Here is a 16,538-nt window from a genome sequence, read left to right as displayed (position 1 = left end):
ATGAAAAATAACATTTATGGGAATACACCATGTTTTTTAAATAGTAAAAATTTAAATCAATCAAATACCTTAGATACAGATGTAATTGTATATGGGGTACCTTTTGAAGGCGAAAGCACTTGGGGAGATTATACAGGCGTAGAACTTGGTCCAAAGCAAATTAGACTGTCCTCTGCACGGTACAGTCAATATCTACCTGAATTAAACCACATTGATATTAGTGAACACTTATCTATGGGAGATGTCGGGGATGTACCATTTGTCGCTCATGACAATAAAGAAAGCTATGATAACATTACAGATTTCACTAAAAAACTATGGGAAAGTGAAAAATTCTTAGTTGGCTTTGGCGGCGAACATGGTGTCACTTATCCTATTCTTAAATCATTAACAGAAACTGGTAAAAAAGTAGGTATCATTCATTTAGATGCACATTATGATAATATGCCAGATTATGAAGGTGAAGCTTATGCCCGTAATACACCTTTCATGAGACTTTATGAAACAGAGGGTGTACGTAACGAAAGTATTATTCACACAGGAATTCATGGCCCGAGAAATCATCCTTCAACAGGACGTTACGCTGAAGAAGCCGGTGCAGTGACGATAACAATAAATGATATTCGTGAATCAAATAATATAAAACAGTTTGCCCGTGACATTTACGCTCAAGCAAGTGCCGATGTAGATGTTGTGTATTTAACAATATGTAGTGACGTATTAGATTTTGCTTATAATCCAGGCGGACCTGTCGATGGCAATGGTCTCACGTCCTATGAATTATTAACGATGATCCACGAATTTGGCGCCCTCGGCCTTTGTGGTATGGATTATGTAGAAGTTTATCCTATGAAAGATGCCAATCAGAATTCTGCCCATTTCGTTTCTACAGCAGTCTTATATGTACTTGCTGGCCACGTCGCTTATTTAAATAAATTAAAATAATCTGAGGAGTGGTTAAATGTTTAAAAACACGGGTAAGATTTTACGATCGCTTGGTCCAGGGATGATTATCACTGCTTCATTTATTGGCCCTGGTACAGTAACAACCATGACTCAAGGTGGCGCAGGATTTGGCTATAGTTTACTATGGGCTGTTGCCTTTTCAATCATCGCCACAATTGTGTTACAAGAAATGATTATTCGTTTATCTCTCGTTACACGTGAAGGTTTAGGAGAAGCAATTCAAGATTTATTCTCTCATAAAATCGGTAAGCTGATCATCGTGTGGTTCACACTCATTGCTGTAACTATTGGTTGTGCTTGCCTATATTAGTGGTGACTTGATTGGAACCTCACTTGGTGCATCATACTTACTTAATTTACCTGAAAACTGGGTTGCTCCAGTTATCGGCGTTATTATATTACTTATTGGCTTATTTGGTAACTATAAATTTTTAGAAAAAGTTATGCTTATACTTATGGTTATCATGGGCGCAATATTTATCACTACCATGATTGCTATCAAACCAGATGTTATGGGCATTTTAAAAGGTGCTTTCATTCCAACGATACCAGATGGTTCTATTCTTACTGTGATCGCTCTAATCGGTACAACCGTTGTGCCATATAACTTTTTTATCCATTCAACAGCCGTGCACGAACGTTTTAATGGTGTTAAGGAATTGAAATTTGCACGTTGGGATACGATTATTTCAATTACTGTCGGCGGTGTAATTTCAGCTGCAATCTTAATTTCAGCTGCCACTTTAATTAAAGGTGAAGAAGTTACAAGTGTCATTCAACTGGCAGGACCATTAGAACCTGTACTTGGCGATGCTTGCACCTATAGCAATTAGTATTGGATTATTCGCTGCAGGTCTGTCATCAGCCATTGCTTCTCCAACGGGTGCCGCCGCAACCATTAGTAGCCTGCTCGGTTGGAAAGGCGGCATGCAAAGTAAGAAGTATAAACTTGTCTTTGTCGTGATTATCATTATTGGAATTATTACTTCTGCACTTGGCTTTGAACCACTTCAAGTCTTACTTATTGCGCAAGCATTAAATGGTATGATTTTACCTCTTGTTGCAATACTTATCTTTATTATTATTAATAAGAAAAATTTAATGGGTCGCTTTGCAAATACACTCTGGCTCAATATTATCGGAGGACTCGTTGTCTTAACCGTTTCCTTCTTAGGTATCTACAGTTTGATCGATGCCATAACAAGTTTCATTTCAGGCTAACTTTATAACAATAACCCAGAAGCAACGTATCATCACTGATATATTGTTTCCGGGTTATTTTAATTAAACCTTTAATCTGCTTACATCAATTGTGCAACATCACGCATAATGCTCGCTTTTTTATAGCCATGTAGGTCATGCAATGATTGATATGCGTTAAATAACTTTTTATAGATTTCCACTTTATCTGCTTGAGGTTCAACAGTGTATAATACGGGTTCTTTCATTGCTTTGACTGCCTCACTAAAGTCCTTATGCGCTCCACCACATATTGCACCTAAAATAGCCGCACCAATTGTTGGTGCATATTCACTATCAATCACCGTCACACGTTTGTTCAGTACATTCGCATAGATATCCATGAGTAATGTATTCTTTTTAGGTATACCACCACAAGCAAATACATGATCTACTTCCATATGCCATCCTTCATACTGTTGCATAATCATTTTAGTACCAAATGCAGTGGCCTCCATGTATGCACGGTAAATTTCTTCGTGTTTCGTATGTAATCCCATGCCAAATAAGCAACCTTTCAAATTACTATCACTGAGTACACTTCTATTGCCGTTATGCCAATCTAGCGCAATGAGTCCACTTTCACCAGGATAAAGTTTAGCGGCCTTCTCATTTAATAATTCAAAGATTGAAATGTCGCGTATCTTCGCTTCTTTGACATCATCATATGGCGACTGTTTCGCCACGTACTCAAATAAGTCTCCTACAGCAGTTTGGCCTGCCTCGTATGCATAAAGATCTGGAATAATAGCACCTTTAACTGAACCAGAAATACCAGGTACCTTATGTTGTTCTTTATTAAGCATTAAATGACATGTACTTGTACCCATAACCATAGTCATCTCTTTATCTCTTTCTGAACCTATCCCTAATAAACTTGCATGCGCATCAATGATAAACGGACTGACTTTTGTTTCAGGTGAAAGTCCTAGTTTTTCTGCCATTGTCTGGCTAACTTTACCTACAGTTTCACCAATATTAACGACTGGTGCTTCCACTTTCGCTCTTACAATTTTAGATAAATCATTATCTACTTTATCAAACAAATCATAATGGAATCCTGTGTCCGCTTCCCAAAATGATTTAAACCCTAAGCCACAATTTGATCTGACATTTTGATCAGTGAGTCGATTGACAATCCAATCCCCCGCCTCCATAATATACGCACTCTCCGCTATCACTTCAGGTGCCTTATTGTTTACTTCCATAATCTTAGGTATCATCCACTCACTACTCACATTAAAGCCATAGTAGCCTAACCAACGATTTTTCTCTTCAAGCGCAGTCTTAAATAATACATCTGCCTCGTCTTGCGCACCATGATGCTTCCATAATTTGACGTAAGCGTGTGGATTATCTTTAAATCCTTGCTTATTATGAAGGGGTTCCATATGTTCATCCACAAAAATCACTGTAGACGATGTGAAATCTATACCGATTCCGACAATGTCATTTGCAGCAATTTGTGCTTTTTCTAAAATAGTCGGAATACCTTCTTCAATGACTTCCCAATAATCATTCGCATTTTGTAATGCGTAACTTTGAGGTAGTTTTTGACCACCAAGTGCTCCTTCTATCGTGCCATGCGTATACGTTTTAATAAATTGCTCTACAATTTCACCATTCTCTGTATTTATAAGAAAAGCTCTACCTGAACCTGTTCCAAAATCTATCCCTATACTGTAAGCCATACTTTAACCCTCCAGATCTTTCTATACAATAGAAAGCGCTTTCTTAAATCATAATTAAGATTCTACAAAAATACAAGGGAGCGGGACAGAAATCAAAATTTGATTTCGTTTTCCCGCCCCATTTAATACTCACTATTATGATCACGCTCAAACATTTTAAAATGTTTCAACTTCATTGAACTGAGATAAATAAAGTTGTTTATAATGTCCATCTTGTTGCATCAATACTTCATGACTACCTTCTTCTAAGATTTCACCATCTTTGATAAAGATAATACGGTCTACGTCTTTAATCGTTGATAAACGATGCGCAATTATGAGCGATGTTCTATTTTCTGACAGTTTTTTAAATGCCAATTGAATTTTATTTTCTGTTTCTAAATCTAACGCACTTGTAGCTTCATCTAAAATAATAATAGATGGGTCTTTTAAAAACATTCTAGCGATGGAAATACGCTGTTTCTGTCCACCAGATAATTTCGTCCCTCTTTCACCTACGAGTGTATCTAAACCAAAGGGCAAGTCTTTGATAAATGTTTCTAATTGCGCATTTCTAACTGCATCCCATATTGCAGTTTCGTCAGCTTCTAAATGACCATATACAATGTTATCTCTTAAAGTACCAGAGAATAGGAATACATCTTGCTGTACGACACCAATTTCTGCACGTAGTGAGGCTAACTGAATCGATTTGATGCTTTGGCCATTAATTAAGATATCACCATCATCTACTTCATAAAATCTTGGCAATAGAGAACTGATTGTCGTTTTACCACTACCACTCGGTCCAACTAATGCAATCTTCTCGCCATGCTGAATATCTAAATTCAGTTTTTTAAGAATTGGTGTTTCGCCATATCCAAATGTTACATTTTTATATTGAATCGTCTTAGGATCACTCGGCATTTCAACCGCATCTGGTGTATCCTGTATTTCTGGATGAATGCTTAATATTTCGCTAAAGTTTTTAAATCCTGCAATCGCTTTAGGAAATAGCTCTATAATCATATTAATTTGTTGTAATGGTTTAAAGAGTACATTCGTAATCATGATAAATGCAACGATACCACCATAAGATAAATCACCATGCAACACAAAATAACTTCCGACTACTAACACAATAATTAATGTCAGATTTTGGGCAATATGACTAATTGTAATATTCCAAGACATATAATTATATGCTTTTAATTTTGTAGCTCTAAAATTATCGTTTATATTTCTAAATTTCGTTTGCTCATGATTTTCATTAGTAAAAGCCTGTACAAGTCTTATGCCACCCACATTATCTGCGATTAATTCATTAAAACGTGACACATTGGTAAATAAATTCTTAAATGCACGAGACATTTTTTGGCTGAAAAATATAGCCAAGATAAAAACAATAGGCACCACACAAAATGTAATGAGTGCTAATTTCACATCAATCGTTAACATAATGGCAAATGCACCAATTAGAGTCATGATAGATAAAAATACATCTTCTGGGCCATGATGTGCGACCTCACCAATATCCATCAAATCATTCGTCAGTCGACCAATGAGTTTCCCTGATTTTTGGTTATCAAAATACTTAAAATTCAATTTCTGAATATGACTATATAAATCATTACGCATATCACGCTCTATATTCGTACCTAACTTATGTCCCCAATATGTGACGATAAATTTAAGTACCGCTACAATTCCAAAGACAAATAACAATGCAATTCCAAAAATCACTATGAGATTCCACTGATTTGAAGGTAACAAACGATCAATATATATACTTGTAATAAGTGGGAAAATTAATTCCAACAAACCTACAACAATTGCCGAACCAAAATCTAAGAAAAACAAACCTTTATATGGTTTGTAATAGCTAAAAAATGCTTTCACAACACCCCACCTATTCTATAATACGATACTTTTCACACATGCCTTATATTATGGATTAAGATATATATATTATCAATGTGATTTAAGCAATATTTCTAACATCTATAAAAATAGTCTTTTTAAACATTACAAAACAAAATAAACTCCTTAATTCAATTTAGATTAAGGAGTTTATTTTAAAATTTTACATCTATTTTATACGCCTGAGTAAGATGAGAAGCCGCCATCTACAGGAACAACGATACCTGTAACGAAGCCACTTAATTCTTTATCCATCAACCAATAAAGTGTGCCTAGAATATCTTCCGGTACACCAAAACGATTCATTGGTGTTTGTGATAGAATTTTTGAAGCACGTTCTGAATAAGAACCATCTTCATTTCTAAGTAAAGCTTTATTTTGAGCTGTTTCAAAGAATCCAGGTGCAATTGCATTCACTCGGATGTAACCGGCAAAGTAAGTGCTCAACCATTGTGTAAAGTTACTAACAGATGCTTTTGCGCCACTGTATGCTGGGATCTTAGTCAGTGGTGTAAATGCGTTCATTGATGAAATATTAATAATTGTACCTGCCTCAGATGAGACGACATCTTTACCAAATATTTGGGATGGTAAAAATGTACCTGTGTAATTTAATTTAAATACTTTATCAATACCATCTTCTGTTAAATCAAAGAACGTTTTATCACCATTTTCATCATACATTTCGTCATTTGTTGTGGCATTCGGGTTATTTCCACCTGCGCCATTAATTAGAATTGTAACTGCACCAAATGTATCGTTAAATCTTAGTTTCGCTTGCGTTAAAGCATCTTTATCTAACACATTCGCCACTAATGCGACTGTTTGTTTTCTTTCTTTATCAATTTCATCTTGTAATTCAACAATTTTATCTTCAGAACGTCCTAAAATACCTACGTTGGCACCTTTTTCTACAAGTCCTTTGACGAACGTTGATCCAATCACACCTGTTGCGCCAGTGATTACTACATTGACTCCTTCAAATTGTCTTGTCATCATTTGCTCACTCCTTCAATTAAACCGTTAATATAAGTTGCGCCTAATGCTCTGTCGAACAATCCGTAACCTGCTTTACCTGTTTCGCCCCAAATCATACGTCCATGATCTGGTCTGATTGTGCCTTTAAAGTTAACATCTTGCGGCGCTTCTACTACTGCTTTCATATCTACTGAACCGTTTTTAGATAAATGACCTGTTTCCAAGAATGAATGTGAATCTAATCGTTTCACGTTACGCATATGCACGAAATGGATATGCTCGCCAAATGTTCTTATCATGCTTGGTAAATCATTTTCTGCTAATGAACCTAATGATCCTGTACAGAAGCAAATACCATTATTTTTACTATCATTTATAGATAATAAACGTTCATAGCTATCTTTATTTTTAATGATACGTGGGATACCAAATATAGGCCATGGTGGATCATCCGGATGTATCGCCAGATCAATATCATGTTCGATTGCAGTTGGTAATACGCCATCTAAAAAGTACTTCAAGTTCGACCACAATTGCTCGTCCGATGTTTCACGATAAGATGTAATCAAATGATTCATCTCTTCTCTTGAATAACTTTCGTCCCAACCTGGTAAATTTAAATCTGTTGTTAATGGATCGATATCTTTTAATTGATCATGTTTATAAATCAACGTATTAGAACCATCAGATAATTCATAGTCTAACTGTGAACGTGTCCAATCAAAGACCGGCATAAAGTTATATGTCACTGTCTTAACACCATTTTCAGCTAAATTCACTAATGATGTCTTATAATTTTCAATCAGTTCATCACGCTTATCTGTACCTAATTTAATTTCTTCACTTACAGGTAAACTTTCAACGACTTCAAATTTCAATCCTGCCGCTTCGATTGTTTGTTTTAATTTTGCGATTCTTTCTTTTGACCAGACCTCACCTACTGGTACATCATAAATTGCAGAAACGATATGCTTCATGTCTGGAATTTGTTTGATATTCTCTAATGTTACTGGGTCATCTTCACCGAACCAACGAAATGATAATTCCATCGTTATACCTCCTTAACGCCTTCTATTTTGAATAAATTCACTGCATTGTTATAGCAAATATCTTTTAACATTTGTTCAATTGTTGCATCTGATAAGGCAATCTCACCTTTTTCAATCTTGTCTCCTAAGAAATTACATAAAATTCTTCTGAAATACTCATGACGTGTATAAGAAATCATGCTACGTGAATCTGTAAGCATACCTACAAATTTAGCTAATAAACCGACGTTGGCATAATCTACTAAGTGCTGTTCCATGCCTTCTTTCGTGTCATTAAACCACCATGCGGCACCTAATTGCACTTTATGTTCGCTGTTAGTAAAGTTACCTGCTGTAGCTTGAACCATAAGGTGATCATTACCATTATTAGGATAAATAATCGTATCTGATAAAGCATTGTGTTGTTCAAGGTGATCTAACATGGCGTTCAATGTTTTAGCGCTCAGTTGGTCACCTACACTATCGAATCCACTGTCTGTGCCTGCGACTTCTAACATTTTCGAATTATTATTTCTAGTTGGTCCCAAATGGAATTGTACGACCCAATTTAATTCGTTATATACTTTACTAATTTCAGTTAAAATGTAACCCGCTAATTCGTATTGTTGTATTTCAGAAACTGTTTCACCCTTCATCATGGATTCATAGATTGCCGTAGCTTCTTCTGTTGTCGTATACATCAATGGTACTTTTTCAAAACTTTGGTCTGAACTTCTTGCACCTTGTCTATTAAAATAATGAACGCGTGTTTTAAGTGCTTCAATATAACTGTTTAAATCTTTAATTTCGCCGTCAATCGTTTGATCAAGCTGTTTAATCTTGTCTTTAACCGTTGTTTCACTTAAGAATACGTAACTATCTGGTCTAAACGTAGGAATCACTTTAAATGTTACTTTTTTATCTTGATTTAATAATTTATGGTATTCCAAATCGTCACATGGGTCATCTGTTGTACAAACTACAGATACATTACTTTGTTTAATTAAATTTTGTGGTGTATGTGATGATTTTGCCAATTTACGGTTTAATGATTTATATAACTTTTTCACATTCACTTTATCTAAATCTGTGTCTTCATCAAAATAGCGTTTTAATTCAAGTGAACACCAGTGATACATTGGGTTAACGATTGAATAAGGTAGCATGTTCATAAATGCTTCGAATTTATCGAAGTCATCCGCATCACCTGTAATTAATCCTTCTTCTATACCGTATGCTCTCATTAAGCGCCATTTGTAATGATCTCCGGCTAACCACAATTGTGTAATATTTTCATAGTTTTTATTTTCATAAATTTCTTTTGGGTCTAAGTGACAGTGAAAATCATAAATTGGTAGATCTTTAACCTTTTGATATAACTTTACTGCTGTTTTATTATTTAATAAAAAATTGTCATTAATTAATGCCATGTTATTGCCCCTTTTCTATAATCCTAATAATTTAGGAAGGAATAATGAAATTTGCGGAATGAACGTTACGATTAACAATAAAATAATGAGTGCGATAAAATAAGGCACTAAATATTTGAATACAGATTCAACACGAACACCGCCGACACTTGCACCAACAAATAGTGCACTACCAACTGGTGGCGTGATATTACCAATACATAAATTAAATGCAATTAAGATACCAAAGTGAATTGGATCTAAACCTAACACTTCTGAAATAGGTAAGAAAATCGGTGTAAAAATCAATACTGCCGGTGTGATATCCATAAATGTTCCGATGACTAATAAAATTAAGTTAATCATCAATAGTAAAACAATTGGATTATCTGTCATTGAAAGAATGCCATTCGAAATAGCTTCAGGTAATCCTGTATAACTCATCACGAGTGAAAATAGTGCAGATGCTGTAATCAGGAACAGAATCATACCACTAATTTCTGCCGTTTCTTTGATGACATTAGGTATTTGTTTGAGCGTCAGACTTTTATATATCAGCGATAACACTGTAGCGTATAACACTGCTACTGCCGCACCTTCTGTTGCTGTGAACACACCCGATACGATACCACCGATGACTACAATGATTAAAAATAGACTTGGCAAAGCATCTAATGTTAAAAATAATTTATCTTTCCAACTGATGCGTTCCGATACTTTATAACCTTGTTTCTTCGCCATAATGTAAGCCACAATCATACACATAATACCCCATAAGATACCTGGGATATAACCTGCTATAAATAATGCTGCAATTGATGTGCCACCACTCACAAGTGAATACACAATCAATAGTGAACTTGGTGGAATCAATAAACCAGATGGCGCAGATGCTATATTTGCCGCTGCAGAGTATTCTTTTTTATAACCTTGTTTTTCTTCCATCGGTCCCATGATACGTCCCATCGCGGCCGCAGCAACAACACTAGAACCTGAAATAGAACCGAATAGCATATTACCTACAATATTTGTATGTGCCAGTGAGCCAGGTAATCTACCTACTAACACTTTGGCAAAGTTCACTAATCTAAAGGCAATACCGCCGTTATTCATAATGATGCCTGCCAAGACGAATAGCGGAATGGCAAGCATTGTAAAATCATCAATACCTGTAACCATACGTTGCGCTGCCGTTATAATCGTTACATCGAATGGTAATATCATTAATAACGTTATGATAGAACTCAAAATAATTGCCAATGCGATAGGCAAGCCGAATATCAAGAAAGCGAAGAATGTGATGAACAATACTAATCCTGCTGCAAGTGTCATACACGCTCACCCCCATCTTCTTGATTAGCTTCTTTAACCGCTTCAAGTTCTCCTTTATCTAACAAGTTATATATTGCGTAGAAAATGATAAAGACCCCCGAAACAGGAAGTGCGCCGTACATTGCTGCCATAGATAATCCTGTTGATGGCGCAATTTGTGACCATGTTAAATTCACAACTTCATAGCCACCCCAAATCATGAGCACGAGTGCTACGATAATGATTATGATATCTGAGATCTTTTCCATAATAAGTTGTATTCTTTCGGAAAATCTTTCTCGAATAAATAAAATGGCTATATGTTGTTTTACACCAAATACATAACTTGCACTGAGCAAGCCAAACCATATCAATAAGAATCTAACGATTTCTTCACTGATTGTACTTGGACTGTTAAAGATAAAACGTGTAGCAACTTGATAAACGGATAATATAACCATTACAAAAAGTGCAATACCGACTAACGTGAGGAGGAGTTTATCAATGATCTTTTTTACTTTCTTCATAAAGTTGCTCCTCCTTCTCGATTAATTTATAATCATCTTTTGTATCTGGATTCTTTTTAAATTCATCTTGTAGAGGCTGAGATGCTTTTTTGAAAGAAGATTTATCTACGTTATGGAATTTCACACCCATATCTTCTTTGGCTGTCCTTTTAGCTTCTTTCACTTCTTTATCCCAAATCACTTCATGTTTCTCAGTAGAATAAGCCGGCGCATCTTGCAACCATTTCTGTTGTGGTTTCGTTAAGTCATCATACGTATCTTTATTCATAATTAAGATATCTGGAACAATTGCGTGTTCCGTATAATGATAATTTTTAGCAACTTCCCCGTGATTGTTTGTTGTAAGTGAAGTTTCATTATTTTCAGTTGCATCAATCACACCCGATTGTATCGCTGTATATACTTCACCGTAATCCATTGGTGTTGGTGTGCCACCTAATGACTTAATTAAATCGACACTCGTTTTACTTGGTTGGACTCTTATTTTCAAACCTTTCAAGTCACTATTATCTTCAATTTTTTTATCCTTCGTGTATATATTACGCACGCCAGCGTCATAGTATGTAATCCCTAGAAATCCCTTATCTCCAGTAGATTTAAAAAACGCATCTTGTACTTCTTGTTTTTTCATAACATGACGATAGTTCTCTTCTGATTCAAATAGATAAGGCATGTTAAACAATGAATATGTTGGAGAAAAACTTTCCAATGTTGCCGATGACACTTTAGTCATTTGTATGGCATTCGTCTGCGTCATTTCAATTGCTTCACGTTCACTACCTAATTGACCGTTCGGATAAATGTTAACTTTAAGTTGACCATGAGATGTTTCCTCTAATCTTTCCTTAAAAATCTCGAGTGATTTATGAACTGGATGACTCGTCGGTTGATTATGCGCTAACATAATTTCTTTTTTCTTCTCTTCCGCATTAACATAAGTATGAGGAAGTGATAAGGCTAACATTCCCGTCATAAAGAATGCGCTTACAAATAATGCTAAAAATTTTTCCATATATGTCTTATGCCCCTTTGTTTAAGGTTCTATCGACTAAGCCCACCGAAATGAGAGGATAAATTATGCACATCACTTTCGTCTACACTTAATGCATCCTCGTTTGTCGTATGTTGTAAGACTGAACATTTCGTTGCAAAATCTATAGTCTCGTTTAATTGCCACTTACGAATGAGTCCATGTAAGACACCAACCATAAATGCATCACCTGCTCCAATGCGATTCAGCACTGTGTATGGATAAGCTTGACCTTTAATATAGTTTTGATGTGATAACATAATGCCTTGTAATGTGCTTTGCTCAATATCTCTATTACTGGAAGCCATTAACGGTATCTCATATTGTGCTTGAATCGTTTCGGCACATGTCTTCATATCATCTTCTTCTGAATTTGTCTCAAGTAAATGCGTCGCATCCTTTTTACCAAAGAAGAGTACGTCAACAAGTGGAAGTACAGACTTGATTACTGGTACTGCTTGCCTCTTTAGACCATAAGTTACTTCTGAAGTTAATATCAAATACGATTTTAACACCTTGTTGTTTCAATTTAGATAGTGCATCAACGATGTGTTGTCGTACTGCTGTATTAACTGCCAATGTAATACCAGTCAATACAAAGTAATCACCACTTTGTATAGGTAAGCCATCGATGACGCTTGCCCCATGTTCTGCGAAAGTTGAATGTTCGCGATCATAAATGACTTTACCACTTCGGAAGTCAAAGCTCTCTTCCATATAATATGTGCCTATTCTACCGTCTTGCTGTTTCACAAATGTTGTACCTACTTGTGTCTGATACAGCTTTTTCAAAGCTAAATTGCCTAATGCATGTTGTGGTAATACTGTTAACATTTCAGTAGCGTGCCCAAATTGAGATAAGGTCACGAGCGCATTTAATTCTGCACCTCCAACATTAACACCAAATGTATTGGCATCTTTCAGTTGTTTGTAATCAGGTGGCGTATAGCGTAATAATACTTCTCCAAATCCAAATACCGTCATAGTTATGCCTCTCTTTTTAGTTCAGAAATATATTGCACTAAAGCTTCTTGTCCTTGTTGTTGATAAATTTTTGTAATTTCACTGCCAATACCTACTGCAAAACTACCTGCGTCTAACCATTCTTTTTGATTATCTTTGCCCACGCCACCAGTTGGAACAATCTCAATTTGTGGTAATGGACCTTTGAAGTCTTTGATAGATTTAGGTGAAAACTGTGTTGCTGGGAATAGTTTCAATACTTTGCAACCATAGCGTAAAGATTCGACCATTTCTTTAACCGTCATGCATCCTGGAATATAAGGAACATCATACAAGTTAGCGATTTTAGCTGTTTCCTCATCAAAAGATGGACTTACAATAAATTTAGCACCGTTTAAAATTGCTGTACGTGCTGATACGCTATCAAGTACAGTACCTGCACCAATCAGCGCGTCTTCTCTTTTAGATAATTCAGCAATAATTTCTATCGCATTTGGCGTTGTTAACGTCACTTCGATAATATTAAGCCCTTGTTCTATAATTACATTTGAAATATCTAAAAACGTCTCCGGGTTGTCTGTGCGCATCACTGCAATGTGTTGACCTTCTTGAATATACTTCATCGTATCTCTTGAATTCATCTTTACATCTCCTTATAAATTTCATTTCTTGTATTTGCTTTCCAAAAATAACAACGTTGTTATTGAGATTCAAAAAAATATTCTAACGCTTATGTCTATGGTATAATTAATTCTAACTTAAATCAATCTATTTCAAGGAGAACTTTTATGGCTGTAACTTTAAAAGATGTTGCCGAAGCCTGTGGTGTCAGTTATTCCACGGTCAGTAAAGCATTAAAAAATTCCCAACTCGTTAAACCAAAAACAAAACAAATGATTCAACAAAAAGCGCTTGAAATGAATTACATACCTAATCATTCGGCCCGAGCACTCGTTTCTAAAAGAAGTGGCACGATTGGATTAATCTGGCCTTCTGTAGATCGTGTTGCTGTGACACATCTGATTTCAGAAATTAATAGCGCCATTAAATCCCTCGGTTATGTCATGTTTGTTTCAATCGATGATGTTGCGGCCGCTTCAAAGAAATTTGTAGAATTTGGCTGTGATGGTATTGTGATCTTTGACGAAGGTGACAATTCAAACTTGCCACCGGAAATTTATAATAACGTTCCGGTAGTCGCGTACGGTGTAGACAGAGATATTCCCTACCCGATTATCAATGTCAATCATGCAGAAGCAATGATTATGGCTATTAATGCCTTATTAGAACAAGGTATCCAAATGATTGATTACATAGGCGATATTAATACAAACGACGCCCGTCAAATCGCTAAAAAAGATGCGATTACCAATTACTGCAAAGCTCAAAATATTACCTATCGTATTATCGATTCTAACGGATTGAACGCCATAGATGCCGAAGCCTCCGTGAAACAATATTTGAAAAGCGACTCGCTTTCTCCTGGTGTGATTTGCGGAAGTTATGACATTACTGTAGGAACGATCAATGCCATTGGACCTGAAAATCAACCAATGATTTATTCTTACGATAATATTCCACAAATTAAAAAATTAGATTACCCTGTCAACGCTATTGGGGTACCTACATCTGAAATCGCTCAAAAAATCGTGACTACGTTAGATAAAGTTATTAAAAATGAACCAACCGATGCGACATATCATTTACACCCATCATTACAGAATAATATTTAATATATGCAAATTCCATTAAATTAACAAAGAGACCCTAGCTACATTGGACAGTGTAGTCAGGGTCGCACTTGTTTGAGAGATATTTATCTAGAGGGTTATTACTTTTTAATATGACTTCAACTGAAGCATAAGCTTTCTTAAATATATGAAGGCATCTAGCAAGTGATTTTTATAATCTAGGTATGCCATTACCAATTGTATTGTGCCTGTCTTGTTGTCTGTTATACAACATAGCGTACACCAATCACTTTTAATACAATGACATACTACTTGCTAAAATGCCGTTAATATAACATGCGCTTTATATATTGCTAGCAAGTCACGTGCTACAACACATCTTGTTTGTACAGAAAAAAGTTATCCAATATTTAGAGAGATAGGGGTTGTTTTCAGTTTTTAAATGGGAGAACTGATGAATTTTATTGGTTTAAACTATATTTTCTAAAACACGCAACGGTGCAAGCATTGGTTAACATACGATGCATCTGTATTACAAATACATCACGTATCTCATCTTACTTTCATCTCTGATTTGTACGTTATGATGACCATTTTTATAAATTTCGGGGACTCCCTTAGTTATCTTCCGCCGTTATGAGTCCTGAGTTGAATTATCGTTTATTATAAAAGCGATCATATATTGATTGTACGTAGATATTCATACATATTGAAAACTCAACTTATAACCATTTTGCAATGATCAGTTAATCAGTACTCATAACCCTCTACAACTTCTATTATATTACGCCTTTATCTATGATTAAAATACATAGTTGGAATATTTGACATTCCTTGGTGGAATACTTCAACTTTAACAACGCTTTTTTATTTCAAATCCTTTAAAAAATTAATCCATTCATGCGTAACGTGATTCATATAACTTTCCTTCTTCCATATAATGCCTAAATTCCACGCTACATCGACACCACTTATTTCAATGCCGACAACACCATCATTTAAAATATTGACGATACTCTCAGGTAAGATACTCACACCAATACCATCACGAATCATATTTTCTATAAAAGTAATTTGAGACATTTTAGCTACTGTTTTAGGATGAAAGCCTACTTTTCTACAGCTTTCTATAATTTGATCTTTCAGGTAATAGTCATCATGAAACATAATAAAGCTTTCATCTTTCAAATCACCTAAGTAAATAGATGATTGTTGCGCTAATTCAGAATTTTTATCAGCGATAAGTAATAATTTCTCCTTATATAGAGGTACCGCATGATAGATATCCTCATCCACTGGTAAAGTTGTAATACCAACGTCTATTTCATCATTGTTCAAATAAAATTCGACCGCTTTTCCGCCACCTTCAATGACTTCATATGTCACATTCGGATACTTGGAATGAAACTGGTTTAAACTTTCCGTAAATAACCTGACATTCATAATTGCCGATATGCCGATGCGAATATGACCCCTTTCTAAATTCGTGACGTCGCCCATTTCTAAAGATAAATCATCCAACACTGCCAATGCTTCAACACACTTATCATAAAAAATCTGACCTATATCCGTTAAAATAATATGTTTTTTTCTTCTATCAAACAAAGTAATATCAAATTCGTTTTCAATACTTTTAATATTTTTACTAATTGTAGACTGTGCGATATATAAATGTTCTGAAGCTTGTGTCATTCCACCATTTCTCACAACTTCTACAAAATATTTCATTTGTTTTATTTCCATATTCTGCTCCTCTGAATAGCCCTATCATCATTTTATTAACTTAGCGTAATTGTGCAATTGCTT

14 protein-coding genes and 1 pseudogene are annotated in these 16,538 nt (G+C 35.4%); 3 read left to right on the top strand and 12 right to left on the bottom strand.

Translation table 11 applies throughout. The annotated features are described in order from the left end of the window. Nucleotides 1–945, top strand: a complete 945-nt coding sequence (locus tag ABLV90_RS06210; protein WP_069817760.1) for an agmatinase family protein — start codon at nt 1–3, stop codon at nt 943–945. Between the two features lie 16 nt (nt 946–961). Continuing rightward, nucleotides 962–2,187 (top strand): annotated as a pseudogene (locus tag ABLV90_RS06205) (Nramp family divalent metal transporter). Between the two features lie 80 nt (nt 2,188–2,267). Here ABLV90_RS06205 and ABLV90_RS06200 read toward each other — a convergent pair. The 11 genes from ABLV90_RS06200 to eda all read right to left on the bottom strand — a co-directional run bounded on the left by ABLV90_RS06200 (nt 2,268) and on the right by eda (nt 13,682). After that, nucleotides 2,268–3,896: a ribulokinase gene (locus ABLV90_RS06200; RefSeq protein WP_460872354.1), complete on the bottom strand. Its 1,629-nt coding sequence runs from the start codon at nt 3,894–3,896 to the stop codon at nt 2,268–2,270. A gap of 156 nt (nt 3,897–4,052) precedes the next feature. After that, nucleotides 4,053–5,774, bottom strand: a complete 1,722-nt coding sequence (locus ABLV90_RS06195; RefSeq protein ID WP_460872353.1) for an ABC transporter ATP-binding protein — start codon at nt 5,772–5,774, stop codon at nt 4,053–4,055. A gap of 195 nt (nt 5,775–5,969) precedes the next feature. Then, nucleotides 5,970–6,791 carry an SDR family oxidoreductase gene (locus tag ABLV90_RS06190; RefSeq protein ID WP_427708337.1) on the bottom strand — a complete coding sequence of 274 codons (822 nt, stop codon included), beginning with the start codon at nt 6,789–6,791 and terminating at the stop codon, nt 5,970–5,972. After that, nucleotides 6,791–7,822, bottom strand: a complete 1,032-nt coding sequence (locus ABLV90_RS06185) for a mannonate dehydratase (RefSeq protein WP_460872352.1) — start codon at nt 7,820–7,822, stop codon at nt 6,791–6,793. Before ABLV90_RS06185 ends, ABLV90_RS06190 begins: the two co-directional genes overlap by 1 nt. Before the next feature lie 2 nt (nt 7,823–7,824). Then, nucleotides 7,825–9,231, bottom strand: coding sequence for a glucuronate isomerase (uxaC, locus tag ABLV90_RS06180; RefSeq protein ID WP_427707512.1), 1,407 nt, complete (start codon nt 9,229–9,231; stop codon nt 7,825–7,827). A 15-nt stretch (nt 9,232–9,246) separates the two neighbouring features. Then, entirely contained in the window at nt 9,247–10,542 is a 1,296-nt protein-coding gene (locus ABLV90_RS06175; RefSeq protein WP_460872351.1) for a TRAP transporter large permease, read from the bottom strand. Next, nucleotides 10,539–11,048: a TRAP transporter small permease gene (locus ABLV90_RS06170; protein ID WP_460872350.1), complete on the bottom strand. Its 510-nt coding sequence runs from the start codon at nt 11,046–11,048 to the stop codon at nt 10,539–10,541. Before ABLV90_RS06170 ends, ABLV90_RS06175 begins: the two co-directional genes overlap by 4 nt. Then, nucleotides 11,023–12,060, bottom strand: a complete 1,038-nt coding sequence (locus ABLV90_RS06165) for a TRAP transporter substrate-binding protein (RefSeq protein ID WP_460872349.1) — start codon at nt 12,058–12,060, stop codon at nt 11,023–11,025. The genes ABLV90_RS06170 and ABLV90_RS06165 overlap by 26 nt, the downstream gene beginning before the upstream one ends. A 29-nt stretch (nt 12,061–12,089) precedes the next feature. Beyond that, nucleotides 12,090–12,593: a PfkB family carbohydrate kinase gene (locus ABLV90_RS06160; RefSeq protein WP_460872348.1), complete on the bottom strand. Its 504-nt coding sequence runs from the start codon at nt 12,591–12,593 to the stop codon at nt 12,090–12,092. Then, entirely contained in the window at nt 12,499–13,062 is a 564-nt protein-coding gene (locus ABLV90_RS06155; RefSeq protein ID WP_460872346.1) for a PfkB family carbohydrate kinase, read from the bottom strand. Before ABLV90_RS06155 ends, ABLV90_RS06160 begins: the two co-directional genes overlap by 95 nt. A gap of 2 nt (nt 13,063–13,064) precedes the next feature. Further along, a complete protein-coding gene (gene eda / locus ABLV90_RS06150) occupies nt 13,065–13,682 on the bottom strand; it encodes a bifunctional 4-hydroxy-2-oxoglutarate aldolase/2-dehydro-3-deoxy-phosphogluconate aldolase (protein ID WP_427707502.1) in 618 nt (205 codons plus the stop codon). Between the two features lie 147 nt (nt 13,683–13,829). Here eda and ABLV90_RS06145 point away from each other — a divergent pair, with 147 nt between their 5' ends. After that, the gene (locus tag ABLV90_RS06145) at nt 13,830–14,774 is read left to right on the top strand and encodes a LacI family DNA-binding transcriptional regulator (RefSeq protein ID WP_460872345.1); all 945 of its coding nucleotides are present in this window, start codon (nt 13,830–13,832) and stop codon (nt 14,772–14,774) included. 825 nt (nt 14,775–15,599) lie between these two features. Here ABLV90_RS06145 and cidR read toward each other — a convergent pair. Then, the gene (gene cidR, locus ABLV90_RS06140; RefSeq protein WP_460872344.1) at nt 15,600–16,475 is read right to left on the bottom strand and encodes a cidABC operon transcriptional activator CidR; all 876 of its coding nucleotides are present in this window, start codon (nt 16,473–16,475) and stop codon (nt 15,600–15,602) included. Between the last annotated feature and the right edge of the window lie 63 nt (nt 16,476–16,538).

The sequence above is a fragment of the Staphylococcus sp. 2S1 genome (genome assembly GCF_046721335.1).
Taxonomy (GTDB): domain Bacteria; phylum Bacillota; class Bacilli; order Staphylococcales; family Staphylococcaceae; genus Staphylococcus; species Staphylococcus equorum_A.
Note: the sequence above shows the minus strand (reverse complement) of the source record. Positions and strands in the feature narration are given on the sequence as shown.